This is a genomic window from Nocardia sp. NPDC046473 (assembly GCF_040645995.1).
Taxonomy (GTDB): domain Bacteria; phylum Actinomycetota; class Actinomycetes; order Mycobacteriales; family Mycobacteriaceae; genus Nocardia.
This window is the reverse complement of record NZ_JBEYZJ010000002.1, coordinates 329,504-353,888: the sequence shown is the minus strand read 5'-3', so window position 1 is coordinate 353,888 and position 24,385 is coordinate 329,504. Positions and strand designations below refer to the sequence as shown.

Genomic DNA, 24,385 nt, shown 5'->3' with positions numbered 1-24,385 from the left:
TTAGCGGGCGACGGCCTCCGAGGTGGACACGCCCTGGCCGCTATCGGCGGACGGCCGCTTCGGCGGCGCGGCGACCAGCGTCAACAAGGTCGCCTCCGGCCGGCAGCAGAAGCGGTACGGCGCCCACGGCGAGGTGCCGACGCCCGCGGAGACGTGCAGCTGGGTGTGCTCGCCCCACTTTGACGCGCCCTTGACCCGGGACCGATCGATACCGCAATTGGTGACGAGCGCGCCGTAGCCGGGCAGGCACAGCTGACCGCCGTGCGTGTGCCCGGCCATCACCAGGTCGTAGCCGTCCTCGGCGAAGCGATCGAGCACCCGCGGCTCGGGGGAGTGGGTGAGGCCGATGCGTAAGTCGGCCAACGGGTTCGGCGCGCCCGCGATGGTGTCGTAGCGGTCGCGGTGCAGGTGTGGGTCGTCGACGCCCGCGGTGGCGATCCGGATGCCCGCGACCTCCAGATCGCGGCGGATGTGTGTCAGATCGAGCCAGCCGCGCTCGGTGAAGGCCGCGCGCAGGTCCTTCCACGGCAGCGGGGCGCCGTAGACCCGACGGTGGTCCTTCTTGAAGTACTTCATCGGGTTCTTCGGCACCGGCGCGAAGTAGTCGTTGCTCCCGAAAACGAAAAGCCCCGGGCGGGAAAGCAATCCGCCGAGGGCCTGGACTACCGCGGGTACCGACTTCTGGTGCGAGAGGTTGTCACCGGTGTTGATGACCAGGTCCGGCTCCAGCCGATCCAGTTCACGCAGCCACTGCTGCTTGCGCTGCTGGCCGGGAGTCATGTGCAGATCACTGATGTGTAGTACCCGCAGCGACGACGACCCGGGCGCAAGGACCGGCATTGTGGCCTCCCGCAGAACGAAGGCGTTGCGTTCGACCAACGAGGCGTAGCCGATTCCGGCCACGGCCGCCCCGGCGGCTCCCAACGCGGTCGTGCGGACAGCAGAGGTCGAGATTACGGGCATTTGCCCAGCATAGGTGACCCCGTTGCGGAACGCCGAGTGTGTTTACGCACAAGCCCTTGCGCGGACACCATGAGCTACCCCGTAAAACAGCGCCACAATTCGTCGCAGCTGCGCAAATGTGGTGGGCGGGTTGCGAAGGACCGGCTACCGTGAGCCTCATGTCGGAACTCAAAGCGCAACTGCGGACGGACATGACCGCCGCGATGAAAGCCAAGGACACGCTGCGTCTTGCCACGTTGCGGATGCTGCTCGCCGCCATTCAGACGGCCGAGACCGCAGGCTCCGAGGCGCGCGAACTCTCCGATGCCGACGTGATCGCGGTGCTGCAGAAAGAGGCGAAGAAGCGCAGCGAGTCGGCCGAGATCTACACCCAGAACGGGCGCGGAGAACTGGCCGCCAACGAGCACGCCGAGGCCCGGATCATCGACGAATACCTGCCGACCCAGCTGAGCGAGGCGGAGGTCGCCGACGTCGCCGACACCGCGATCGCGCAGGTTGCCGAGGAACTCGGCGAGCGGCCGGGCATGCGCCAGATGGGTCAGGTCATGAAGGTCGCCAGCGCGCTGGCCGAGGGCAAGGCCGACGGGTCTCGGCTCTCGGCAGCGGTGAAGTCCCGACTCTGACCAACGCACGCCACGCAAAAGGGCCGCGAACCTAATAGGTTCGCGGCCCTTCTTGTCAGCGGGGGATGGGGATCGGAATCGGGATGGGCGGCAACAGCGGTGGCGGTGGCAGCCCCGGGATTCCCGGCGGACCCGGTGGCGGCCCCGGCGGCGGCGCGGCACGCTGGGTGCCGTCACTGATGTAGAGCGTGATCACCGAACCAGGAATCGCCGATCCGTTCGGCGAGGTCCCTATCACGGTGCCCTTGGCCTGGGCGCCGGGACCGGTCACCGGCGTCACCTGGAAGCCGGCGCCGACCAGCGCCGCGGTCGCCTGGCCCTGGGTCTGCCCGGCCACGTCGGGCACCTGCGCGTTGTTCGACCCACGGACGTACTTGTCGTCCAGCGGCGGCAGTCCCGGCGGCGGGAAGCGGTTGAGCACCGGCTTGACGGAGTTGAACCAGGTCCGCGCGGGTTCGTTACCGCCGAACAGGTTTCCGTCGCCGCAGTTGCGCAGCGGGAACGAGCAGATCTCGCCGGGCGTCGGGCTGTCGCCATAGATGTAGGTGGCGCCGGCCAGTGCGTTGGTGAACCCGAGGAAGGCCGACGAGCGGTGGGTCTCGGTGGTGCCGGTCTTGCTGGATATCGGTGCGTTCCACCCCGTGGACTGGGCCGCGGCGGCCGCGGTGCCGCTGGTGTCGTCCTTGCTCATCGCGTTGGCCAGGGTGTTGGCCAGGCCGGGCTCGATGACCTGCTCGCAGGCCTGCTGGGTGAGTGGTACCTGCTTGCCCGACCGGTCGACGACCTCCTTGATCGGGTTCGGCGGGCACCACTTGCCGCCGGAGCCCAGGGTCGCGGCCACATTGGACAGCTCGAGCGGGTTGATCGCGACCGGGCCGAGGGTGAACGAACCGAGGTTCTGTTCCTTCATCATGTCGGCGAGGCTCTGGTTGCCGTGGCCCGAGCTGCCCGCCTCGGTGTAGGAGCGCATGCCGAGCCGGACCGCCATGTCGACGGTCGGCGTGACGCCGACGGCCTGAATGAGCTTGACGAACGCGGTGTTCGGTGAGGTGGCCAGCGCCTCGGTCACCGACATCGGCGACTTGTACTTGCCGGCGTTCTCGACGCAGTAGGTGGCCGGCGGGCAGCCGCGCGCACCACCGTTACCCATGCCCTTGGCCTCGAACCGGTTCGGCACGTCGAGCTGGGCGTTGATGCCGAGGCCCTTCTCCATGGCCGCAGCGGTGGTGAAGAGCTTGAAGATCGAGCCTGCGCCGTCACCGACCATCGAATACGGCTGCGGCTGTACCGTTTCGTTCGCGTCGCGGTTCAGGCCATAGGTGCGGCTGCTCGCCATCGCGAGCAGCGGATGCGAGTCCTGGCCCGGCGCGACGACCGACATCACCTGCGCGATGTTGTCGAGGTTCGGATTGGCGGTGTCGGTCACCGACCGCTTCACCGAGTCCTGCACCGCGGGGTCGAGCGTCGTCTTGATCAGGTAGCCGCCCTTGTCGATCTGCTCCTTGCTGATGCCCGCGTTGGCCAGGTACTCCATCGCGTAGTCGCAGAAGAAGCCGCGGTCGTTGGCGGCGATGCAGCCGCGCGGCAGGCCCTTCGGCTCGGGCAGCACACCCAGCGGCTTGGTCTTGGCCTCGCGGAACTCGTCGGCGCGACTGGGGATGTTCTGGATCATCGTGTCCAGCACCGTGTTGCGCCGGGCCAGCACACCCTCGGTGTTGCTGTACGGGTTCAGCTTCGAGGAGCTCTGCACCATGCCCGCCAGCATCGCCGCCTGTGACACGTTCAGGTCGGACGCGTCGACGCCGAAGTAGGTCTGCGCCGCGTCCTGGATGCCGTAGGAGGAGTTGCCGAACGGGACCAGGTTCAGATACCTGGTCAGGATCTCGTCCTTGGTCAGCTGCCGGTCCAGGGTGAGCGCCATCCGGATTTCCCGGATCTTGCGCGCGGGGGTCGTCTCGATGGCGGCCCGGCGTTCGGCGTCGGTCTTGGCGACGACGAGCAGCTGGAAGTTCTTCACATACTGCTGGTCGAGCGTCGACGCGCCCTGCTGGACCTCGCCACTGCTGGTGTTGGTCAGGAACGCGCGCAACGTGCCCTGCCAGTCGACACCCTCGTGTTCGGCGAAGCGCCGGTCCTCGATGGAGACGATCGCCAGCTTCATGTCGTTGGAGATCTTGTCGCTGGGAACCTCGAAGCGGCGCTGCTCGTAGAGCCAGGCGATCGGTGTTCCACTCGCGTCGACCATGGTCGAGACGGCGGGCGCGGTGCCCTCCACCAGTTCCGAGGACACGTTGTCGACGGCATCGGCGGCACGGTTCGAGACGAATCCGAAGCCACCTGCGAGCGGGAACATCAACCCGGCGACGAGCACGGCGGCCAGCGCGCAGCTGCCGGCCAGCCTCGCGAGCGTTTGTGTGATCGGCACGAACCCCAGCCTACGGGGTGGGGGCCAGGCGCTCTTCCGTGCGTTTACCCGAAGGCGATTCGCACGAGCGATTGGGCGTGTCGCGAGGGCGAGTCTGGCGTGTCGCGGGACGGCGCGCCGCGAATGTGCCGGACCCGCCGCCGCTCGCGGCATTTTGCAGGGACGGACGTACCAAAAATTCCGGGGGCGGTCTTGCGCTGGGGCCATACCTTTACCTAGATTGAGAACCCAGTGTGATAGAGCTAACACTCAAAGTGGAATGTGGTGCAGAGCGCAGCGGGGTTTGGGTTGCTGCGACGCTGACACGCGATTCTGGAGCGCCGTTGACCCGGTGTTCGGACTGCAAAGGGGCACACCAAATGCACATGACAACCCCCATCGCTCGATTGGACGTGGAGCAGGCCGAAGCAAGGATTGCCTGGGTAGCCCAGGCTCGATGCAAGGAAGTGGATCCCGATCAGTTGTTCGTCCGCGGCGCTGCGCAGCGCAAAGCCGCGACGATCTGCAGGCACTGCCCGGTGCTCATGCAGTGTGGTGCCGATGCTCTCGACAATCGAGTGGAGTTCGGCGTGTGGGGCGGTATGACCGAGCGGCAGCGTCGCGCGCTGCTCAAGCAGCATCCCGAGGTGACCTCCTGGGCCGATTTCTTCCAGGCCCAGCGCCAGCATCAGGTGGCAATGTAGCCCCGGTAGTCAATTCGGAACTGAGCCTGCTGACGCGGGCTCAGTTCCGTTTAAAGCGCAATTACTTCCGTTTGCAATAGCCGATGCGTCTATGTATCAAGCAGATGCTCGGTTACCGGTCAGTTGATCACCGACCACCCGCAGCGCCTCCAGATCCGACACCTCGAACGGCAACGCGGTCACCGACACGATCGGTACCCGCGGATGCGCCCCGGTAAACCGGTGCAGCAGATGCTGTTCGCGCTTGTCGGTGGCCACCCGCCTGGCGTGGATGCGCAGCACGGCCGCGGTGAGCGGATCGCCATCGGCCAACTGCTCGGCCGCGGTCAACGCGTGATCGCCGGAGAGCGAGCTGAGCGCCGGATGCGTGCGGTTGAGGATCAATCCGGCCAGCGGCATCCGCTCGGTGGAGAGCCGGTCGACGAAGAACGACGCCTCGCGCAGCGCGTCCGGCTCGGCGGCGGCAACCACCAGGAAGTGGGTGCCCGGCTTGGACAGCATCGCGTAGGTGCGGTCCGCGCGATCCTGGAAGCCGCCGAACAACGAGTCCAGCGACTGCAGGAAGTTCGACGCGTCCTTGAGCATCTGCCCGCCGACGATGGTGGACACCCCGCGCACCGCAAGGCTCATCGCGCCGGTGACCAGTCGGGTGACGCCGCGACCCGGCGCCATGATCACCCGAATCATCCTGCCGTTCAAGAAGTTTCCGAGCCGCTTCGGCGCGTCGAGGAAGTCCAGCGCGTTGCGCGACGGCGGAGTGTCGACCACGATCAGGTCCCACTCCTTGCGCCCGGCCAGCTGGCCGAGCTTCTCCATCGCCATGTACTCCTGCGTCCCGCCGAACGAGGAGGCGACGGTTTGATAGAAGGGGTTGGCGAAGATCTGCTCGGCCTTGTCCGGGCTGGTGTGCTCGAGCACCATGTCGTCGAAGGTGCGTCGCATGTTCAGCATCATTGCGTGCAACTCGCCCTTGGCTTCTGGGCCGAGCGGCACCCGCTGCGGGGTGTTGCCGAGATCGGCGACGCCGAGTGACTGGGCCAGTCGGCGGGCCGGGTCGATGGTGAGAACGACCACCTTGCGACCCTGCTCCGCCGCGCGCAGCGCGATCGCGGCGGCGGTGGTCGTTTTACCGACTCCGCCGGAGCCGCAGCAGACCACCACCTTCGCGGTCCGATCATTGATGATGTCCGAAATATCCAGCGGCGCAGCCACAATCGGCGTGCTCATGACTCCACCTCGCTGGCGCTCGGCTCCGTCATGAGCGCCCCGAGGGCGGCTGTGTCGTTGCTGCGCTCGCTCACTATCTGACCCCTTGCGTACTGAGATGTTCGGCCAGTTCATACAGGCCGCCGAGGTCCATACCGTCCGGCAAGGCGGGCAGATACAGGCGGGACACGTCGACCTTGGCGAGCTCGGCTGCGCTGTCATCTTGCGCCTGCAAAGTGGCTGCGTGCTCGATGGTTTCGGTGATCAAACCCTGGAAGTCGTTATCCGACAAGGTGATTCCCGCAGTGGCCAATCCGGCCCGGACGGCGTCGGTGTCGACGTCGCCCTGTGCGGCCTTCGCGCGCAACTCCGACGGCAGCTGGCCCTCGGTGGCCCGGTTCACGATCACCGTGCCGATGCGCAGATCCGCCGCCTTCAGTTCCGCCACGGCGTCGGCGGTCTCCTGCACCGGCAGCGCCTCGAGCAGGGTGACCAGGTGGATCATCGTCTGATCCGAGTGCAGCAGCTTGGAAACGCCCTCGGCCTGCGAGGCGATCGGCCCGCCCTTGGCCACCTCGAGCATGGCCTGGGTGACGTCGAGGAAGCCGGCGATCCGGCCGGTCGGCGGGGCGTCCACCACGATCTCGTCGTAGACCCGCTTGCCCGACTTGTCCACCCGGACCGCGGTCTCCTTGATCTTGCCGGTCAGGATGACGTCACGCAGACCGGGCGCGATGGTGGTGACGAACTCGATGGCGCCCATCCGGCGCATCGCCCGGCCCGCGAAGCCGAGGTTGTAGAACATGTCCAGGTATTCGAGGAACGCGTGCTCGATATCGAGCGCGAGCGCGACCACCTCGCCGCCACCGTCGGCGGTGGCGATCCTGGTCTCGGTGGGCGGCAGCGGCGGCAGATCGAACAGCTGCGCAATGGACTGCCTGCTCTCCACCTCCACCAACAGCACCCGGCGCCCGCCGGCGGCCAACGCCAAGGCGAGTGCCGCGGCCACTGTGGACTTGCCCGTGCCGCCCTTTCCGGAGACATAGTGCAAGCGGGCCTTTTCCGCGCGCTTCGGCCACCCTGTTTCCAGTCCCGGCTCCGCCGAAAGAGGCACTGCTGTTGGTACTCCCACGCTCGCGAGCCTATAACCCGTTCTGAGATCGCGCCCGAGGGATCCGCCTAGTGCCTGGTCCAGAGCGTGTGTCTGTACCAGACAGCGGCTCGGTTGCGTCCTGGGCAACACGAGAGGTTCGCCCTGTGCCGCCGGTGCATCCGACGGTGGTGCGCAGGTTCCGAGCGGCGCGAGATCGACTGCGAATCAGACAGCGTCGCGAACAACCGGCGCCGCAGCGTCACCAATCCCACACCGCTACGCTCACGAGCATGAGTGAAGCGACCGTATGGGAGTACGCGACCGTGCCGCTGTTGACGCACGCGACCAAGCAGATTCTCGATCAGTGGGGCGCCGACGGTTGGGAGCTGGTTTCCGTGCTGCCGGGGCCGACCGGCGAGCAGCACGTCGCCTACCTCAAGCGCCCGAAGTAAGGAGAAGGGGATGACCGCAGTGACTGAGTGGGAGAACAACCTAGCCAAGCTCGGAGTGACGCTGCCTCCGGTTGTGGCGCCCGTGGCTGCCTACATCCCGGCGATCCGCACCGGTTCGCTGGTCTACACCTCCGGCCAGCTGCCGATGGCGGACGGTCAGCTGACGGTGGCGGGCAAGGTCGGCGCCGAGGTGAGCACCGAGCAGGCGAAGGACGCCGCGCAGCTGTGCGCGCTCAACGCGCTGGCCGCGGTGCACGATCTGGTCGGACTCGACGCCGTGGTGCGCGTCGTGAAGGTGGTCGGATTCGTCGCCTCCGCACCGGGATACAACGACCAGCCGATCGTGATCAACGGTGCGTCGGAATTCCTCGGCGAGGTCTTCGGCGATGCCGGCGTACATGCGCGTTCCGCGGTGGGCGTGTCGGAATTGCCGAAGAACACCCCCGTCGAGGTGGAGATCATCGTCGAGGTTCGTTAGCTGCGTCTTCGGCCGCGCGGGCGCGGCGTGTTCGCGGCCCTGGGGGCCGCGAACGGCGCTGGTCATTTGGGGGCGAGACGCTGAGAATCGATATTGTGCAATCGAGGACAAACTCATATGGCACTTGAACATCCCGCGTATGGACAACTACGGCAGGTCACCCCGACGGCAGCGGTGCTGCTGGCGGACAACCCGGGCCAGATGACGCTGCAGGGCACCAACACCTGGATCCTGCGCGCGCCGGGCCGATCGGATTGTGTGGTGGTCGATCCCGGTCCGAAGGACAAGGCGCACGGCGCCAAGATCGCCGAGGTCACCGGGGGCGGTATCGCGCTCACGCTGATCACCCATCGGCATCACGATCACACCGGCGGCATTGATCACCTCGTCAAGCTGACCGGAACTCCGGTGCGCGCCAAGGAAACCGAGTTCCTGCACGGTTCGGACGCACCGCTGGTCGACGGCGAGGTGATCGAGGCCGCCGGGCTGCGGATCACCGTGGTGGCCACGCCGGGCCACACCGGCGACTCGACGAGTTTCCTGCTCGACGACGCGGTCTTGACCGGCGACACCATTCTCGGCAGCGGCACCACCGTGCTCGATTCGAGCGACGGCACCCTGGCCGACTACTTGGCCTCGCTGGACCGACTGGTCGAGATCGGGGCGGGCAAGGCGTTGCTGCCCGCGCACGGCCCGGACCATCCCGATCTGGAGCCGGTGGCCCGGTACTACATCACGCATCGGCAGGAACGCCTCGATCAGGTGCGTGAAGCTCTGCGGGTGCTCGGCCCGGACGCGGGTGCGATGGCCGTGGTCCGGCGCGTCTACGCCGATGTCGACAAACGACTATGGCTGGCCGCGCGCAGTTCGGTGCAGGCGCAGCTGGAGTACCTGCGCGCCGAAGGCTAACCCGGACTTACTCCGAACACGACAACACGCTGGGCTCTAGGAGCTAGGAACCCAGCGTGTTGTTCGGTCAGGTCGGTAGCGTGTCAGCGCGCGCGGCGGGCCAGACGCTCCGAGTCGGAGATGAGCACGCTCTTGCCCTCCAGCCGCAGCCAACCGCGGTGCGCGAAGTCGGCAAGCGCCTTGTTCACGGTCTCGCGGGAGGCGCCGACCAGCTGGGCGATCTCCTCCTGGGTCAGGTCGTGGGTGACCCGCAGCGCACCGGCCTCCTGGGTGCCGAACCGCTGTGCGAGCTGCAGCAGCGCCTTGGCGACCCGGCCGGGGACGTCGGTGAAGATGAGGTCGGCCAGGTTGTTGTTGGTACGACGCAGGCGACGCGCGAGCACGCGGAGCAACTGCTCGGCGATCTCGGGCCGCTGGTCGATCCAGGACTTCAGGGCGTCCCGGTCCATGGTGACGGCGCGGACCTCGGTCACCGTGGTCGCGGTGGAGGTACGCGGGCCCGGATCGAAGATCGACAACTCGCCGAACATGTCCGACGGGCCCATGATGGTCAACAGGTTCTCCCGGCCGTCCGGTGATCTGCGGCCGATCTTCACCTTGCCCGAGGTGATGATGTAGAGCCGATCTCCTGGCTCACCCTCGTTGAAGATGACGTGGCCGCGCGGAAAATCCACCGGCTGCAATTGCTTGGCGAGGGCGGCCACCGCAGTGGGCTCGACGCCCTGGAAGATGCCTGCTCTGGCGAGGGCCTCGTCCACTTATGTGCTCCTTATGGGAAATGGCTCTGTACTGGACCGAAAGCGACTCGGCCAACAGCGCAGTCTACGCGGCATGATGACAGCGTAGTGACAGACACCACGTAACGTGTGGATTGCGTGGCGCAGCGAAGAACCGTACCAGTTTCTGATCTTGGCATTCGCGGGCACCTAGCTGGTTGCCCCAGCTCCAGCCGTCTGGTCTGTCGACTCGCGCGTCAGCTTGCCCGTGCCACATCCAGCTCTTCGCCGCGGGCGCGGCGCTTACGCATCCGGGCTACGGCCGCGGGCAGGCCGAGCCTCGTCAGCTCTTTCACTTCTGCGTTGCTTGCTTTGTCCAGGTACTGCTGAACCTCTTCGTCGGGTTCGAGAAGTTTGCGGAGCCGGTTCTCGACCCGCTCCATACCCAGTGCGAACAGCATCAACAGCACTGGGAAGAGCACCACAGCGAGTCCTTGCATACGGAGGAGTAAACACGGTCTAGGTCTCAGATGGAACACGGCAACCGAACTGGACGGGCAACGTTCGCCGATGGTTCCGTATGGTGGACAGGTGCGTGTCACCCCCTCCACAGCCGCCGGGAACGGGCGTGCGTCCGCCCCCGAGGCGACCGATGCGCAACCCGGCCCGGTCGCCGCTCCGAAACGGAAATCCCGCGCGCGACAGGCGGAAACTCAGCTCGGACTAGTACGCCGAGCGCGCCGAATGAATCGGACATTGGCCGACGCTTTCCCGGACGCGCATTGTGAGCTCGACTTCACGAATCCACTCGAATTGGCGGTCGCGACAATACTTTCCGCGCAGTCCACGGATGTGCGGGTGAATCTCACCACCCCCGCCCTGTTCGCCAAGTACCCGGACGCGCGCGCTTACGCCGAGGCCAACCGTGCCGAGCTGGAGGAATACATCCGCTCGACCGGTTTCTTCCGCAACAAGGCCAGCTCGCTGATCGGCCTCGGTCAGGCACTGCTCGAGCATCACGACGGTGAATTGCCTCACACCATGGACGAACTGGTGAAGTTGCCCGGGATCGGCCGCAAGACCGCCAACGTCATTCTCGGCAACGCGTTCGGCGTGCCCGGCATCACCGTCGACACCCATTTCGGCCGCCTGGTGCGGCGCTGGGGCTGGACCACCGAGGAAGACCCGGTGAAGGTCGAGCACATCATCGGCGAGCTCATCGAACGCAAAGACTGGACGATGTTGTCGCACCGGGTGATCTTCCACGGCCGCCGGGTGTGCCATGCCAGGAAACCGGCCTGCGGGGTGTGCGTGCTGGCCAAGGACTGCCCGTCGTTCGGGGCCGGGCCCACCGACCCGGACACCGCCGCCGAGCTGGTGAAGGGTCCGGAGCGGGAGCATCTGCTCGAACTGGTGGGCCGGTGAGACAATTCCCGGTCGCCTGGCGATGGGCGCTGGCGGGATTGATCGCGGTGATCGCACTGGCGGCTGCCCTGTGGCCACGAGGCCGGGACACCGACACCACGGCGGACAACGGGCAGCAGGCACGCTCGAGCGCCGGGATATCCGAGCAGCAACGCAGCGCGGCGAACCTCGCGGCCTGCCCGCGTCCCGCCCCCGGCACCGCCGGTTCCGGCCCGCTGGCCGGTATCCCGGTCAGCTGCCTGGCCGACGGCGGCGCGGTCGACCTGGCCGCCGCGCTCGCGGGTAAACCCGCGCTGCTGAACCTCTGGGCCTACTGGTGCGGGCCGTGTGCGCAAGAATTGCCGTATTTGCAGCAGTTCGCCCAACGCGCCGGAAACGCGATTACCGTGCTGACCGTGCACAGCGACCCCGATGAGGCCAAGGCGATTTCACGACTGACCGGACTGAACGTGAAACTCCCTGGAGTGCTCGACGCCGACGCGCGCGTGCGCACGGCCGTCGGCGCGCCCGCCGTGCTGCCGATCTCGGTGCTGTTGCGGGCCGACGGTTCGGTCGCGCGGGTCGAGGTGCGCGCGTTCACCGGGGTCGACGACATCGCGAACACCGTCGCGCAGGAGCTCGGGGTTGCCGCATGACCATCCCTGTGCCGCAAGACATTCCGAAGTGGCTGAGCAAGGCCACCGAGCCCGCGACGGACAACTCGGACACTCTCACGATCGCGCGCACGCTGCGTCGCGCCATGTCCATCACCTCGACGCCACGGCAGGCGGCGGTTCTGGTGCTGTTCGGCGGCGCACCCGAGGCCGATGCCGACGGGCTCGGCGGCCTGCCCGCCGATGCGGAGGTGCTGCTCACCCAGCGTGCCGCCACCTTGCGGCAGCATCGCGGCCAGATCGCGTTCCCCGGCGGCGCGGTGGATCCGGGTGACACCGGGCCGATCGATACCGCGTTGCGCGAGGCGTGCGAGGAGACCGGGCTGGATCGGGCCGGCGTGGATCCCCTTGCGGTGCTGCCGAAGTTGTTCGTGCCGCCGTCGCGCTTCGATGTGACGCCGGTGGTCGCCTACTGGCGCACCCCGAGCGAGGTCGGGGTGGTCGACGAGAGCGAGACCGAACGGGTGGTGCGCGTGCCGCTGGCCAGCCTGCTCGATCCGGCGAACCGTTTCCTGGTCCGCAGCAGTCTCGGCTACCAGAGCCCCGCGTTTCAGGTGGACGGCATGCTGGTCTGGGGTCTGACCGGCGGGATCCTCGCCGGGATCTTCAAAGCCGCGGGCTGGGAACCGGATTGGAACCACCGGGATGTGCGTGACCTAGAGGCCGCCCTTGCCGACGTGGGAATGACCTTATGAGTACCTCGGCCTGGCTCGATATCGCGGTGGTGCTGCTCGCGCTGCTGGCCGCCTCCTCGGGGTGGCGGCAGGGCGCGGTCGCGTCCGCCCTCGCGTTCCTCGGCGTCGTCCTCGGTGCGGTCGCGGGCATTCTGATCGCCCCGCACATCCTGATCCATGTCGACGAGGGCCGCGCCAGGGTCCTTACCGGCGTGCTGCTGATCGTGCTGCTGGTGATCGTCGGCGAGGTCGCGGGCATGGTGCTCGGCCGCGCCGCACGCGGCGGCATGCGACATCCGTTCACCCGCAGCGTGGACAGCGTGGTCGGTGCGGTGCTGCAGGCGGTGGCGGTGCTGGTCACCGCATGGCTGCTCGCGTTGCCGCTGGCCACCTCGTCGCAGCCGTCGATCGCCACCGCGATCAACGGTTCCCGGGTGCTCACCGACGTCAACGATGTCGCGCCGAACTGGTTGCGCCGCTTGCCCAACGAGTTCTCCAAGCTGCTCAACACCTCCGGCCTGCCGGACGTGATCGGCCCGTTCGGCCGCGCGCCCATCGCGGCCGTCGAACCGCCGGACCCGAGCGTGCTGTCCAGCCCGGTCGCCGCCTCGCTGCAGGGCAGCGTGCTGCGCATCCGCGGCGTCGCGCCGAGTTGCCAGCGCGCGCTGGAGGGTTCGGGTTTCGTGATCGCGCCCGAACGCATCATGACCAATGCACACGTGGTCGCGGGTACCACCAGCGTGCAGGTGGACACCGTGCGCGGCCCGCTGGACGCGAGCGTGGTGCTGTTCGACCCGTCCAAGGACGTCGCGGTGCTCGCGGTACCGGGGCTCACGGCCCCGGTGGTGCCGCAGGCGCCCGCCGCCGCGCGGCCGGGTGACAGTGCCATCGTGCTGGGCTACCCAGGCGGTGGTCCGTACACGGCGAGCGCGGCGCGCGTCCGGGAGACGCTGGACCTCACCGGTCCGACGATCTACCGCGACGGAACGGTGGAGCGTGAGGTCTACACCGTGCGTGGCCGGGTCCGCGCGGGCAATTCCGGTGGGCCACTGGTGGATACCGACGGCGAGGTGCTCGGCGTGGTCTTCGGCGCCGCCGTAACCGACGACGACACCGGCTACGTCCTCACGTTGTCCGAGGTCCGCGCCCAGCTCGATGCCGCATCCGGGTCCACTGTCCCGGTCGGCACCGGCGCCTGCGTCCTCAGCTGATACCCCGACCCGACCGAAGGCGACCTTCAGCCCGCCAGACAGCCCAAAGGGCGCCTTCGGTCAGCGTCCCGTCTCGAGGTTGTGCTGACCGCAGGCGACCTTCATCCCGGCAGACGGGTTGAAGGGCGCCTTCGGTCGGGGTTAGGTCAGGAGTTTGGCCAATTCGGCGGTGACCAGGTCCGGGTTTTCCTGATGGGCGTAGTGGCCCGCGGCGGGGATGGTGGCCAGGCGGCGGTCCGGTGAAAGGTGCTGGCCGCGGCGGAAGGTGCTGGTGAGCACGTACGGGTCGAGGTCGCCGCGCATGGCGAGGACCGGGATGCGGATCGGTTCGCGCATGGTGGCCATGAAGCGGCGGCCGTCCGGACGCCACTGGCTGCGGAAGGCCCAGCGCTGATATTCCAGCGCACAGTGCGCGGCGCCGGGAATCTGGATGGCCGAACGCATTCGGCGCGCGGTGTCGACGAATTCGGTGGTGCCCGACCAGGATCCGCTCACCCGCTGCCGCAGCAGCCGCTCGACCTCGAACCCGTCGGCGGTGGTCAGCAGCCGCTCGCCATAGCGGGGCAGCTGGTAGCGCAGGAAGTTGGGCAGCCAGGTCGCGCGCTGGTGCCGGTTGCGCAGCACCGCGCTCTTGAGTGCCGCCGGATGCGGGGAGCTCACCACCGCGATGGACCGGACCAGCCGAGGATGCAGCACCGCGGTCGCCCAGCACACCAGACCACCATCGGCATGCCCGACAAGTGTCGCGTCGGTGTAGCCGAGCGCGCGGATGAGCCCGGCGATATCGCCGGCCAGAGTCCAGCCGTCGTAGCCGCGCGGCGGTTTGTCACTGTCGCCGTACCCGCGCAGGTCCACGGCCACCGCGCGATAGCCGAGCTCGGCGAGCCCGGTCAGCTGATGCCGCCAGGACCACCAGAAGTCGGCGAAACCGTGCAGCAGCACCACCAGCGGTGCGTCGGTGCGCTCCGGGGCGGCATCGACCACGTGGAATCGAATGCCGTTGGCATGAACGTCCCGATGCGCCCACGGCCCGTCGAAACGGACGCTGGACGGATCCGGAATATAGTGCGACGACACGCCGATGCAGCCTAGTAGTTCGGGGTATCCGCGCGCGAGCGAGCGGTTACGAAGCGGGTTTTTCCAGCGAGCGGGGCGCGTCGTGGGCGGCGGCGCCGAGTCCGTGCGGCAGCGCCGCGCGGGCCTGCTTGAGCGAATCGATCGTCTTCTCCGGCGCGCGCAGCTTCTTCACCCGCAGATAGCCGAGGTAGGCGAGCACCGCGGTCGCGACGATCATCGACGCGAACACGATCAGGAACGCCGCCCAGCGGGCCAGCCACACGTCGAGCAGCTCGGCGACGAAGAAGAAAAAGAAGAACGTGCTGAACAGCAGGACGGTCAGCGCGAGGATGAAGTAGACACTGCCCTGCAGGCCCTTCTTGATCTCGCCGGTCACCTCGGCCTTGGCCAGCGCGACCTCGGCCCGGACCAGGGTCGACATCTGTTCGGTGGCGTCGCGCACCAGCGTGCCGAAGCTGGCGCTACCGCTGGGATTGGCGTCGGACAGGGGAATGGAGGTCACCGTACGACCGCGCTGTGCGTCGTTCCCGTTTCCGCCGTTTGTGACACTCACTTGGTAGACCCTTCTCCCTGTCCAGGCACTGCTTCGGCCTCACTCTTCTGGTTGTAGCGCACGGGCGTCCCGCCGCGCCTGGTGGACACGCCCACGTCGCAACAGTAGCGCCGAACCGGCGAGCGACGCCGCCATTGATGTGACCAACACAGCGGCCTTCGCCAATTCGACTTCGGAGCCGTCTCCGACGTCGGCCAGCGCGAGTTCTGCCACCAGAAGGCTAACGGTGAACCCGATCGCGCCGAGCACCGACAGGGCGAACATGTCGCGATAGCCGAGTCCGGCGGGCCGCTTCGCCACCCCGAACCGGATTGCGAGCCAGCTGATCCCGAAGATTCCGGCGGTCTTGCCGAGCAGCAACCCGAGAATGACGGCCAGCGCCAGCCTGTCGCTGAACAGCGCGCCGAATACCTTGCCGTCCAACGGAACTCCGGAGGCGAACAACGCGAACAGCGGCACGCACAGTCCGGCCGAGATCGGCTGGATCAGGTGCTCCAACCGGGTGGCGGGCGCCTCCTCCTCGCCGGGGTCGGTCCGCACTCGAGTGAGGAGGCCGAGTGCCACGCCGGCGAGCGTCGGGTGGATGCCCGCCTCGTGCAGCGCGTACCAGGACACCAACGCCAGCGGCAGATAGAGCCACGGCGTGCTGATCCGCTTGTGCTGAGCCAGCGCCCACGCCGCGAAGCAGGCCGCGGCGGCCAGCAGCCACAGCAGCGCCAGCGTGGAGGTGAACAGCACGGCGATCAGAATGATGGCCATCAAATCGTCGACCACGGCGAGGCTCAGCAGGAACACCCGCGCACTCGCCGGGATGCGCGATCCGGTCATCGCCAGCACGGCCAGCGCGAACGCGATATCGGTCGCCACCGGAATGGCCCAGCCGCGATCCATTCCCGGCACGCCCAGGCCGACCACCAGGGCGATCAATGCCGGGGTGACCACGCCGCCGACCGCGGCGATGATCGGCAGCGCGGCCCGCTTCGGGTCGGCCAGCTCGCCGACGACGAGCTCGCGTTTGAGCTCCAGCCCGGCGACGAAGAAGAAGATGGCGAGCAGGCCGTCGGCGGTCCACTCGGCCAGCGTGAGGTCCAGGTGCAGCCCCGGGATGGCGAGCGTCGTCTGTGTCATCGTCAGGTAGCTGTCGCCCCAGGGCGAGTTCACCCACAGCAATGCGACGGCCGCCGCGATGAGAAGGATTGCACCGCCGACTGTTTCGGTCCGGAGATAGCGGGACAGTTCCGAGCGCACTTGCGTGATCACGGGGAACCTTTCGGCAGGATCGGTCAACGCTGCGACCACGCCATCCACCGATTCGGCTGTCAGGTACGTGAGCGCATGCCGACCAGACTTCCCGGCACACCTTACGCAATCCTAACGGGTAGGGCCGGTGACGAATCACGCCACCGGCCCTAACATGGGGCGCTTGCGAGCCGCGAATGCGTGCGGCCACATGCACTGGTTATCGGAGCTGGGCTACGCCTTGGTCGCCCGAATCGCCTCGAAGACGTTGGGATCGACCAGCGTCGAGGTGTCGCCGAGTTCCCGGCCCTCGGCGACGTCGCGCAGCAACCTGCGCATGATCTTGCCGCTGCGTGTCTTGGGCAGCTCGGGCACCACGTGGATCTCCCGCGGCTTCGCGATCGGGCTGATCGCGCGGGACACCTCCGCCTTCAGCTCGTTCACCAGCGCCGTGCCGGTGTCCTCGGCCTCGGCGGTCAGGATGACGAACGCGACGATGCCCTGACCGGTGGTCTCGTCACTGGCCCCGACCACCGCGGCCTCCGCGACACCGGAATGCCCGACCAGCGCCGACTCCACCTCGGCGGTGGAGATCCGGTGGCCCGACACGTTCATCACGTCATCGACCCGGCCGAGCACCCAGAGGTCGCCGTCGGCGTCGAGCTTGGCGCCGTCACCGGCGAAGTACCAGCCCTGCTCGGCATAGCGCTCCCAGTAGGTGGCCCGGTACCGATCCATGTCGCCCCAGATGCCGCGCAGCATCGACGGCCACGGCTGGTCGAGCACCAGATAGCCGTTGGCCTCGGCCTCGCCGCGCTGCACCGGCTTGCCTTCCTCATCGACGACCAGCGCCGAGATGCCGGGCAACGCACCCATCGCCGCACCGGGCTTGGTCGCGGTGACGCCGGGTAGCGGGGAGATCATGATCGCGCCGGTCTCGGTCTGCCACCAGGTGTCCACGATCGGAGTCCGGTTGCCGCCGATGACCTCTCGGTACCAGCGCCACGCCTCCGGGTTGATCGGCTCACCGACGCTGCCGAGCAGCCGGATGCTGGACAGGTCGTGCGCGGCCGGGATCTCGCGGCCCCACTTCATGAACGTGCGCACCAGTGTCGGCGCGATGTAATAGATAGTGACGCCGTACTTTTCGATGATCTGGAAGTGCCGGTGCTCATCCGGGGAATTGGGCGTGCCCTCGTACACCACCTGGGTGGTGCGGTTGGCGAGTGGCCCGTAGACGATATAGCTGTGCCCGGTGACCCAGCCGATGTCGGCGGTGCACCAGTAAACGTCTTGTCCCGCTTTGTGATCGAAGACGTTGTGGTGGGTATAGGACGTCTGGGTGAGGTATCCGCCTGAGGTGTGCAGGATGCCCTTGGGCTTCCCGGTGGTGCCGGAGGTGTAGAGGATGAACAGCGGATGCTCGGCATCGAACGGCTGTGCCTCGTGCTCCGGGGATGCCTGCGCGACCGTCTCGTGCCACCACAGGTCGCGACCGTCGGTCCACGGCACCTCGATCTCGGTGCGGCGCACCACGAGTACGTGCTCGACGCTGTGCGGCACGTCGCCGTTCGCGAACAGCGCCTCGTCCACCGCCTCTTTGAGCGGGGCGGACTTGCCGCGCCGCCACTGCCCGTCGGTGGTGATGATCAGTCGGGCGCTCGCGTCGTCGACGCGCTGGCGCAGCGCGGTGGGCGAGAAGCCCGCGAACACCACCGAGTGGGTGAGGCCGAGCCGCGCGCAGGCCAGCATCGACACGATGGCTTCGGGCACCATCGGCATGTAGATGGCGACGCGGTCGCCTGCTTCGAGGCCGAGTTCGGTGAGGTAGTTCGCAGCGCGGCTGACCTCGGCGAGCAGCTCGCGGTAGGTGATCGCCCGCGAATCGCCGGGCTCGCCCTCCCAGTGGATCGCGATCTGGTCGCCGTGCCCGTCCAGCACGTGCCGGTCCACGCAGTTGTAGGCGACATTGAGCTTGCCGTCGGCGAACCACTTCGCCACCGGCGCATCGCTCCAGTCCAGCACCTGTGACCATGGCTGATGCCAGTGCAACCGACTCGCCTGCTCGGCCCAGAACGCGTCACGATCGGCCGACGCCCGCTCGTAGAGCGCGGCATCGGCGTTCGCCGCGGCCGCGAACTCCGCGCTCGGCGAGTACGAGTCCCTGTGGTCGGCGGTTTCGGTCATCTCGTATCTTCTTTCCACGTAGCCTGAGCCCACGATTCAAACGCAGCAAGTTCGACAGTAATCAACTGTGACCTACGCCGCGTCCGGTGTTTCCACCGGGTTTCGGTCCAGTCACTCCGTCGCGTAATCCGCAACGGAGTGGTCGGTCCCAGGAGACACCGGACGGTCTCTACGGAGGCAATGTTCCGGCCGATAGGCCATTTTCGCGCGATGTTTTCCGTGTTTCGGTCATGTTGCCGGATTGGTAACAAGTGGAACGAACCTTTGTCAATCCGATGACAAGGCACGTTCTTGTGGATAATCTGCGAGGCACCCAAGGCGGTTTGTGCCGGCATGCGCCTGGTGACCTCATGCGCGTGCCACGGATTCCGCCCTTCTCGAAATCGGGAGAACGCGTTGAGATTCAACAGAGCAATGGCGCTGACTGCGGCAGCCCTGCTGGCTACGAGCCTCGGACTGTCCGCATGTTCGTCGGACGACAGTGCCGACGCGAGCATCGTCACCACGAACGGTGGTGAGCCGCAGAACCCGTTGGTGCCCACCAATACCAACGAGAACATGGGCGGCCGCGTCGTCGACCGATTGTTCGCCGGCCTGAAGTACTACGACGCCAACGGCGTCGCGCACGACGAGATGGCGCAGAAGATCGAGACGACCGACCGCAAGAACTACACGATCACCATCAAGCCGGACTGGAAGTTCTCCGACGGCACGACGGTGACCGCGAAGTCGTTCGTCGACGCCTGGAACTACGGCGCCCTCGGCACCAACGCTCAGTTGCAGAGCTACGCGTTCACCCCGATCGTCGGGTTCGACGAGGTGTCGGCGGAGAAGCCGACGGCACAGACCATGTCGGGCCTGAAGGTGGTCGACGACAAGACCTTCACCGTCGCGCTCAAGTCGCCGTCCATCGACTTCGAGACCGAGCTCGGCTACGCGCCGTTCTACCCGCTGCCCGAGGCTGCGTTCAAGGACATCAAGGCGTTCGGCGAGAACCCGATCGGCAACGGCCCGTACAAGTTCGCGAAGAACGGCGCCTGGCAGCACAACGTGCAGATCGACCTGGTGGCCAACCCGGACTACCACGGTGGCCGCGCGCCCAAGAACAAGGGCCTGCGCTTCGTGATGTACCAGTCCTACGACACGGCATACGCCGATCTGATCGCGGGCAACCTGGACACCCTCGACACCATCCCGGACAGCGCGATCACCTCTTACGAGAAGGATCTCGGCGACCGGGCGATCACCAAGCCGACCGCGCAGAACCAGCACATCGGCATCCAGTCCAACGTCCCGCACTTCTCGGGCGAAGAAGGCGTGCTGCGCCGCAAGGCCCTCTCGATGGCGATCAACCGAGACCAGATCTGCGAGAACATCTTCCACAAGACCCGGTTGCCCGCGCGTGACTTCACCTCGGCCTCGCTGCCCGGCTTCAACGGCAACCTGCCCGGCTCGGAGTTCCTGAAGTACAACCCGGACGAGGCCAAGAAGCTGTGGGCCCAGGCCAACACCATGTCCCCGTGGTCGGGTCGCTTCGAGATCGCCTACAACTCCGACGGTGGCCACCAGGCCTGGATCGAAGCCGTTGCCAACAGCATCAAGAACACTCTCGGCATCGAGTCCATCGGCGCCCCGTACCCGACCTTCAAGAACATCCGTGACGAGGTGAACGCCAAGTCCATCGGCAAGGCGTTCCGCTACGGCTGGCAGGGCGATTACCCGACCATGCTGCAGTTCCTCACCTCGCAGTACTACAGCTACTCCTCCACCAACAACGTCGACTGGAAGGTGCCGGAGTTCGACAAGCTGCTCGACGCCGCGCTCGCCGCGCCGACACAGGAGGAGTCCTACAAGATCACCGCGCAGGCGCAGACCATGATGCTGCAGCAGATGGCCGACATCCCGGTCCTCGACTACATCGCGTCCGCCGGTCGCTCCGACAAGGTGAAGTCGGCCGGTCTCGCGTGGAACGGCCTGTTCGACTTCGAAGGCATCCAGAAGTAGCCGCTGCTGAGCCGCGCCGCCCCGCGCGGCGCGGCTCAGCACTGACCCAGGAGGCGAAATGGCCTGGTATATCGTGCGGCGTCTGCTTCAAATGATCCCCGTGTTCCTCGGGGCGACGTTGCTCATCTATGCCCTGGTATTCCTCGTCCCCGGCGATCCGATTCACGCGCTCGCCGGCGACAAACCGATGACCCCCGCGGTGGAGGCCCAACTCCGCGCGCGGTACCACCTCGACCGGCCCTTCTTCATGCAGTATCTGCTGTACCTGAAGGGCATCGTCACCTTCGACTTCGGCACCGCCTTCTCCGGCAGGCCGGTGCGCGCGGAGTTGGCTCGCGCCTTCCCCATCACGATCAAGCTCGCCTCCATGGCGGTGGTCATCGAGGCTGTGTTCGGCGTGGCGTTCGGCCTGATCGCCGGCCTGCGCAAGGGCAAGCTGTTCGACTCGACCATGCTGGTCGTCAGCCTGATCGTGATCGCAGTGCCGATCTTCGTGGTCGGCTTCCTCGCGCAGTTCCTGCTCGGCGTGAAGTGGGGGATCGCGCCGGTGACCGTCACCGGCAAGGCGAGTTTCACCGAGCTGCTTGTCCCGGCGTTCGTGCTCGGGTCGCTGTCGTTCGCCTACGTGCTGCGGCTGACCCGGAACTCGGTGGCGGAGAACATGTCCGCCGACTATGTGCGCACCGCGACCGCGAAGGGGCTGAGCAGGCCGCGCGTGGTGACCGTGCACATCCTGCGCAACTCGATGATCCCGGTGATCACCTTCCTCGGCGCCGAACTCGGCTCGTTGATGGGCGGTGCCATCGTCACCGAAGGCATCTTCAACATTCCCGGCGTCGGCGGCACGCTGTACCAGGCGATCACCCGAGGCGAACCGCCGACGGTCGTCTCGTTCGTCACGGTTCTGATCATCATCTTCTTGGTCTCGAACCTGATCGTCGACCTGCTCTACGCCGCACTCGATCCGAGGATCCGCTATGCCTGACCTCGACAAAGGACAAGGAATCGACCTCGCGGAGAGCGCGGCTCGGGGTAGGCAGACCTACTTCGTCGCGCCGCCCGACGAGGTCGAGGTGCTCGCCACCGACATGGTCGTCGACCAGGGCTCGCCGAGCAGCATCTGGTACGACGCGTGGCGGCAGCTGCGGCGCAACCCGATCTTCATTGTCGCGGCGCTGATGATCCTGTTCGTGCTCGTCGTGGTGATCTGGCCCGGTCTGTTCACCAGTCAGGATCCCCGGTATTGCAACGGCGACTTCAGCATGAATCCGCGCGGCGCGGGTCATCCGTTCGGCTTCGACAAGCAGGGCTGTGACATCTACGCCCGAACCGTGTACGGCGCAAGGGCTTCGGTGATGGCCGGGGTCGGCTCGACGATCGCCTTCGTGCTGATCGGCGGTGTGCTCGGCGCACTGGCCGGCTTCTACGGTGGGTTCCTCGACTCGATCGTGTCCCGCGTCGCCGAGATCTTCTACGCGATCCCGCTGATGCTGGCCGCGATCGTGATCATGCAGCTGCTCGATTCGCGGACCATCTGGACCGTGATCGTCATCCTCGCCGGGTTCACCTGGCCGCAGGCGGCCCGGATCGCACGCAGCGCGGTGATCCAGGCGAAGAACAGTGATTACGTCATGGCGGCAAAGGCATTGGGCGTTTCCCGAATACGCACGCTGATTCGGCACGTGCTGCCGAACTCGGCGGGCCCGCTGATCGTGGTCACCACGATCTGGCTCGGCGTCTTCATCGTCACCGAGGCGACGTTGTCCTACCTCGGCGTCGGGTTGCCGCGCACCATCGTGTCGTGGGGCGCCGATATCGCCTCCGGGCAGAAGGAGATTCGCACCTCCGCGATCCTGTTCTATCCCTCGGCGGCCTTGGCGCTCACCGTGCTGAGCTTCATCATGCTGGGCGACGCCGTGCGCGATGCCCTCGACCCGAAGGCGAGGAAGCGATGAGTGAATTCCGCAGCGCACAGTCGCCACTGCTCGAAATCAAGGACCTGAACGTCTGTTTCACCTCGGACGGCAAGAAGATCCCCGCGGTCCGTGATGTGAACCTGTCGGTATATCCGGGCCAGACCGTCGCGATCGTCGGCGAATCCGGCTCGGGCAAGTCGACGACGGCGCACGCGATCATCAATCTGCTGCCCGGCACCGGACAGGTGACCTCCGGGTCCATCATGTTCGACGGCAAGGACCTCGCGAAGGCGTCCAAGAAGGATGTCGTCGCGGTTCGCGGCAGCGGGATCGGGCTGGTCCCGCAGGACCCGATGTCCAACCTGAACCCGGTGTGGAAGATCGGCTTCCAGATCCGGGAGACGTTGGAGGCCAACGGGATCGCCAAGGGCAAGGCCGCCAAGCAGCGCGCTATCGAACTGCTGCACGAGGCGGGCATGTCCGACGGCGAGCGGCGGGTAAACCAGTATCCGCACGAGTTCTCCGGTGGTATGCGGCAGCGCGCGCTCATCGCCATCGGTCTGGCCTGCCGGCCCAAGCTGCTGATCGCGGACGAGCCGACCTCGGCGCTCGACGTCACCGTGCAGCGGCAGATCCTCGATCACCTCGACGGCCTCACCAACGAACTCGGCACCGCGGTCCTGTTGATCACGCACGATCTCGGCCTCGCCGCCGAACGCGCGGAGCACCTGGTCGTGATGTACCGCGGGCGCGTGGTGGAATCCGGTCCGGCGCTGCAGATTCTGCGTGAACCGCAGCATCTGTACACCAAGCGGCTGGTGAACTCGGCGCCCTCGCTCGCCTCGCAGCGGCTGTCTTCGGTGAAGCAGCGCATCGAGATTCGCGAGCAGGCGGTGCAGGTGGCCGAGCAGATCGCGGCCGCCGACACCGAGTTGTCCGGTGCTCCGGACGACGTGGTGGTCGTCGACAACCTCACCAAGGCCTTCAAGATCCGCGGCAACGCGCCCTGGAAGTCGTCGGACTTCATTGCGGTGCAGGATGTTTCGTTCCGGCTGCGGCGTGGCACCACCACCGCCATCGTCGGCGAATCGGGTTCGGGCAAATCGACTGTCGCGCAGATGATTCTCGGTCTGCTCGAGCCCACCTCGGGCAAGGTCGTGTTCGACGGCAAGGAAGTGGCGAAGCTGGATCGCAAGAGCGCCTTCGCGTTCCGGCGCCGGGTGCAGCCCATCTTCCAGGACCCGTACGGCTCGCTGGACCCGATGTACTCGATCTACCGCACCATCGAGGAGCCGTTGCGCACGCACAACATCGGTTCACCGAAGGAGCGCGAGGCCACGGTGCGTGAGCTGCTCGACAAGGTGTCGTTGCCGTCCACCGTGATGCGCCGGTACCCGAACGAGTTGTCCGGTGGTCAGCGGCAGCGTGTCGCCGTCGCCCGCGCCCTCGCGCTCTCGCCCGAGGTCGTGGTCTGTGACGAGGCGGTGTCCGCGCTCGACGTGCTGGTGCAGGCGCAGATCCTGCGGTTGCTGAACGATCTGCAGGCCGAACTCGGTTTGTCGTATGTCTTCATCACCCACGACCTGGCCGTTGTCCGGCAGATCGCCGACAACGTGCTGGTCATGCAGACCGGCAAGGTGGTCGAGGCAGCATCGACCGAAGAGGTCTTCGACAGTCCGCGGGAGGAGTACACGCGGCGGCTGTTGGATGCCATTCCGGGCCGAGATCTGTTGGTGAGCTGAGGAATCGGCTAGCCGAGAGCGTCAAGCGAAGCGGCCGCCTCGACCTGTTGGGTCGAGGCGGCCGCTGCTGTAAGAAGATTCGGGCCATGCTGACGGCCGCTCAGCTGGCGGCATTCAGGGGGCCGACAAAACCCCGCGGCAGGCTCCGGAACGGGC

Annotated in this window: 23 protein-coding genes; 13 read left to right on the top strand and 10 right to left on the bottom strand. The window is 66.8% G+C overall.

Annotated features, from left to right (window positions below; translation table 11 throughout):
* Positions 1 to 963, bottom strand: coding sequence for a metallophosphoesterase (locus ABZ942_RS07175; protein ID WP_357379825.1), 963 nt, complete (start codon positions 961 to 963; stop codon positions 1 to 3).
* A gap of 158 nt (positions 964 to 1,121) precedes the next feature.
* On the opposite strand from ABZ942_RS07175, the gene ABZ942_RS07170 reads away from it, so the two are divergent.
* The gene (locus tag ABZ942_RS07170) at positions 1,122 to 1,586 is read left to right on the top strand and encodes a GatB/YqeY domain-containing protein (protein ID WP_357379824.1); all 465 of its coding nucleotides are present in this window, start codon (positions 1,122 to 1,124) and stop codon (positions 1,584 to 1,586) included.
* 55 nt (positions 1,587 to 1,641) lie between these two features.
* Here ABZ942_RS07170 and ABZ942_RS07165 read toward each other — a convergent pair whose 3' ends face one another.
* On the bottom strand, positions 1,642 to 4,011 hold the full coding sequence (locus ABZ942_RS07165; RefSeq protein ID WP_357379823.1) for a transglycosylase domain-containing protein: 2,370 nt from the start codon (positions 4,009 to 4,011) through the stop codon (positions 1,642 to 1,644).
* Positions 4,012 to 4,370: 359 nt separating this feature from the next.
* Between ABZ942_RS07165 and ABZ942_RS07160 the strand changes: the two genes are divergently transcribed.
* Positions 4,371 to 4,694 (top strand): WhiB family transcriptional regulator, encoded by a 324-nt coding sequence (locus ABZ942_RS07160; RefSeq protein ID WP_014981178.1) that lies wholly within the window; start codon positions 4,371 to 4,373, stop codon positions 4,692 to 4,694.
* A 96-nt stretch (positions 4,695 to 4,790) separates the two neighbouring features.
* Here the strand turns inward: ABZ942_RS07160 and ABZ942_RS07155 are convergent, their stop codons facing one another.
* Together ABZ942_RS07155 and ABZ942_RS07150 are read right to left on the bottom strand one after the other, a co-directional pair.
* The gene (locus ABZ942_RS07155; protein WP_357379822.1) at positions 4,791 to 5,921 is read right to left on the bottom strand and encodes an ArsA family ATPase; all 1,131 of its coding nucleotides are present in this window, start codon (positions 5,919 to 5,921) and stop codon (positions 4,791 to 4,793) included.
* 73 nt (positions 5,922 to 5,994) lie between these two features.
* A complete protein-coding gene (locus ABZ942_RS07150; protein WP_357380352.1) occupies positions 5,995 to 7,014 on the bottom strand; it encodes an ArsA-related P-loop ATPase in 1,020 nt (339 codons plus the stop codon).
* A gap of 269 nt (positions 7,015 to 7,283) precedes the next feature.
* Here ABZ942_RS07150 and ABZ942_RS07145 point away from each other — a divergent pair, with 269 nt between their 5' ends.
* From ABZ942_RS07145 to ABZ942_RS07135, 3 genes are all read left to right on the top strand, one after another.
* A complete protein-coding gene (locus ABZ942_RS07145; protein ID WP_150400783.1) occupies positions 7,284 to 7,445 on the top strand; it encodes a DUF4177 domain-containing protein in 162 nt (53 codons plus the stop codon).
* A 10-nt stretch (positions 7,446 to 7,455) separates the two neighbouring features.
* Positions 7,456 to 7,923, top strand: a complete 468-nt coding sequence (locus ABZ942_RS07140) for a RidA family protein (protein WP_357379821.1) — start codon at positions 7,456 to 7,458, stop codon at positions 7,921 to 7,923.
* A 117-nt stretch (positions 7,924 to 8,040) separates the two neighbouring features.
* Positions 8,041 to 8,832, top strand: a complete 792-nt coding sequence (locus ABZ942_RS07135) for an MBL fold metallo-hydrolase (protein ID WP_357379820.1) — start codon at positions 8,041 to 8,043, stop codon at positions 8,830 to 8,832.
* Between the two features lie 83 nt (positions 8,833 to 8,915).
* Here the strand turns inward: ABZ942_RS07135 and ABZ942_RS07130 are convergent, their stop codons facing one another.
* Both ABZ942_RS07130 and ABZ942_RS07125 read right to left on the bottom strand, forming a co-directional pair.
* Positions 8,916 to 9,590, bottom strand: coding sequence for a Crp/Fnr family transcriptional regulator (locus tag ABZ942_RS07130; RefSeq protein WP_011206875.1), 675 nt, complete (start codon positions 9,588 to 9,590; stop codon positions 8,916 to 8,918).
* A gap of 215 nt (positions 9,591 to 9,805) precedes the next feature.
* Positions 9,806 to 10,033: a hypothetical protein gene (locus ABZ942_RS07125; protein ID WP_014981184.1), complete on the bottom strand. Its 228-nt coding sequence runs from the start codon at positions 10,031 to 10,033 to the stop codon at positions 9,806 to 9,808.
* Between the two features lie 106 nt (positions 10,034 to 10,139).
* On the opposite strand from ABZ942_RS07125, the gene nth reads away from it, so the two are divergent.
* Genes nth through ABZ942_RS07105 form a run of 4 tightly spaced genes read left to right on the top strand, consistent with a single transcriptional unit; the run spans position 10,140 to position 13,511 of the window.
* On the top strand, positions 10,140 to 10,973 hold the full coding sequence (gene nth / locus ABZ942_RS07120; protein WP_357379819.1) for an endonuclease III: 834 nt from the start codon (positions 10,140 to 10,142) through the stop codon (positions 10,971 to 10,973).
* Positions 10,970 to 11,608, top strand: a complete 639-nt coding sequence (locus ABZ942_RS07115; protein WP_357379818.1) for a TlpA disulfide reductase family protein — start codon at positions 10,970 to 10,972, stop codon at positions 11,606 to 11,608. Before nth ends, ABZ942_RS07115 begins: the two co-directional genes overlap by 4 nt.
* Positions 11,605 to 12,321 (top strand): CoA pyrophosphatase, encoded by a 717-nt coding sequence (locus ABZ942_RS07110; protein WP_357379817.1) that lies wholly within the window; start codon positions 11,605 to 11,607, stop codon positions 12,319 to 12,321. Before ABZ942_RS07115 ends, ABZ942_RS07110 begins: the two co-directional genes overlap by 4 nt.
* Positions 12,318 to 13,511: a MarP family serine protease gene (locus tag ABZ942_RS07105; RefSeq protein ID WP_357379816.1), complete on the top strand. Its 1,194-nt coding sequence runs from the start codon at positions 12,318 to 12,320 to the stop codon at positions 13,509 to 13,511. The genes ABZ942_RS07110 and ABZ942_RS07105 overlap by 4 nt, the downstream gene beginning before the upstream one ends.
* Before the next feature lie 141 nt (positions 13,512 to 13,652).
* On the opposite strand, the gene ABZ942_RS07100 is transcribed toward ABZ942_RS07105, so the two are convergent.
* The 4 genes from ABZ942_RS07100 to acs form a co-directional block, all read right to left on the bottom strand.
* On the bottom strand, positions 13,653 to 14,588 hold the full coding sequence (locus ABZ942_RS07100) for an alpha/beta hydrolase (protein ID WP_357379815.1): 936 nt from the start codon (positions 14,586 to 14,588) through the stop codon (positions 13,653 to 13,655).
* Positions 14,589 to 14,634: 46 nt separating this feature from the next.
* The gene (locus ABZ942_RS07095; RefSeq protein WP_357379814.1) at positions 14,635 to 15,141 is read right to left on the bottom strand and encodes a phage holin family protein; all 507 of its coding nucleotides are present in this window, start codon (positions 15,139 to 15,141) and stop codon (positions 14,635 to 14,637) included.
* A gap of 39 nt (positions 15,142 to 15,180) precedes the next feature.
* On the bottom strand, positions 15,181 to 16,398 hold the full coding sequence (gene nhaA, locus ABZ942_RS07090; RefSeq protein WP_357380351.1) for a Na+/H+ antiporter NhaA: 1,218 nt from the start codon (positions 16,396 to 16,398) through the stop codon (positions 15,181 to 15,183).
* A gap of 216 nt (positions 16,399 to 16,614) precedes the next feature.
* A complete protein-coding gene (gene acs / locus ABZ942_RS07085) occupies positions 16,615 to 18,567 on the bottom strand; it encodes an acetate--CoA ligase (protein ID WP_357379813.1) in 1,953 nt (650 codons plus the stop codon).
* 414 nt (positions 18,568 to 18,981) lie between these two features.
* Between acs and ABZ942_RS07080 the strand changes: the two genes are divergently transcribed.
* The 4 genes from ABZ942_RS07080 to ABZ942_RS07065 are packed head-to-tail and all read left to right on the top strand — an operon-like array spanning position 18,982 to position 24,229.
* Positions 18,982 to 20,571 carry an ABC transporter substrate-binding protein gene (locus ABZ942_RS07080; protein WP_357380350.1) on the top strand — a complete coding sequence of 530 codons (1,590 nt, stop codon included), beginning with the start codon at positions 18,982 to 18,984 and terminating at the stop codon, positions 20,569 to 20,571.
* Between the two features lie 58 nt (positions 20,572 to 20,629).
* Entirely contained in the window at positions 20,630 to 21,556 is a 927-nt protein-coding gene (locus tag ABZ942_RS07075) for an ABC transporter permease (RefSeq protein ID WP_357379812.1), read from the top strand.
* A complete protein-coding gene (locus tag ABZ942_RS07070; protein ID WP_357379811.1) occupies positions 21,549 to 22,526 on the top strand; it encodes an ABC transporter permease in 978 nt (325 codons plus the stop codon). Before ABZ942_RS07075 ends, ABZ942_RS07070 begins: the two co-directional genes overlap by 8 nt.
* On the top strand, positions 22,523 to 24,229 hold the full coding sequence (locus ABZ942_RS07065) for an ABC transporter ATP-binding protein (protein ID WP_357379810.1): 1,707 nt from the start codon (positions 22,523 to 22,525) through the stop codon (positions 24,227 to 24,229). The genes ABZ942_RS07070 and ABZ942_RS07065 overlap by 4 nt, the downstream gene beginning before the upstream one ends.
* Positions 24,230 to 24,385 lie beyond the last annotated feature (156 nt).

Coding starts and splice junctions, on each gene's coding strand:
- ABZ942_RS07175 (WP_357379825.1), bottom strand. CDS start 963: ATGCCCGTAATCTCGACCTCTGCTGTCCGCACGACCGCGTTGGGAGCC.
- ABZ942_RS07170 (WP_357379824.1), top strand. CDS start 1,122: ATGTCGGAACTCAAAGCGCAACTGCGGACGGACATGACCGCCGCGATG.
- ABZ942_RS07160 (WP_014981178.1), top strand. CDS start 4,371: ATGCACATGACAACCCCCATCGCTCGATTGGACGTGGAGCAGGCCGAA.
- ABZ942_RS07155 (WP_357379822.1), bottom strand. CDS start 5,921: ATGAGCACGCCGATTGTGGCTGCGCCGCTGGATATTTCGGACATCATC.
- ABZ942_RS07145 (WP_150400783.1), top strand. CDS start 7,284: ATGAGTGAAGCGACCGTATGGGAGTACGCGACCGTGCCGCTGTTGACG.
- ABZ942_RS07140 (WP_357379821.1), top strand. CDS start 7,456: ATGACCGCAGTGACTGAGTGGGAGAACAACCTAGCCAAGCTCGGAGTG.
- ABZ942_RS07135 (WP_357379820.1), top strand. CDS start 8,041: ATGGCACTTGAACATCCCGCGTATGGACAACTACGGCAGGTCACCCCG.
- ABZ942_RS07110 (WP_357379817.1), top strand. CDS start 11,605: ATGACCATCCCTGTGCCGCAAGACATTCCGAAGTGGCTGAGCAAGGCC.
- ABZ942_RS07105 (WP_357379816.1), top strand. CDS start 12,318: ATGAGTACCTCGGCCTGGCTCGATATCGCGGTGGTGCTGCTCGCGCTG.
- acs (WP_357379813.1), bottom strand. CDS start 18,567: ATGACCGAAACCGCCGACCACAGGGACTCGTACTCGCCGAGCGCGGAG.
- ABZ942_RS07080 (WP_357380350.1), top strand. CDS start 18,982: ATGGCGCTGACTGCGGCAGCCCTGCTGGCTACGAGCCTCGGACTGTCC.
- ABZ942_RS07075 (WP_357379812.1), top strand. CDS start 20,630: ATGGCCTGGTATATCGTGCGGCGTCTGCTTCAAATGATCCCCGTGTTC.
- ABZ942_RS07070 (WP_357379811.1), top strand. CDS start 21,549: ATGCCTGACCTCGACAAAGGACAAGGAATCGACCTCGCGGAGAGCGCG.
- ABZ942_RS07065 (WP_357379810.1), top strand. CDS start 22,523: ATGAGTGAATTCCGCAGCGCACAGTCGCCACTGCTCGAAATCAAGGAC.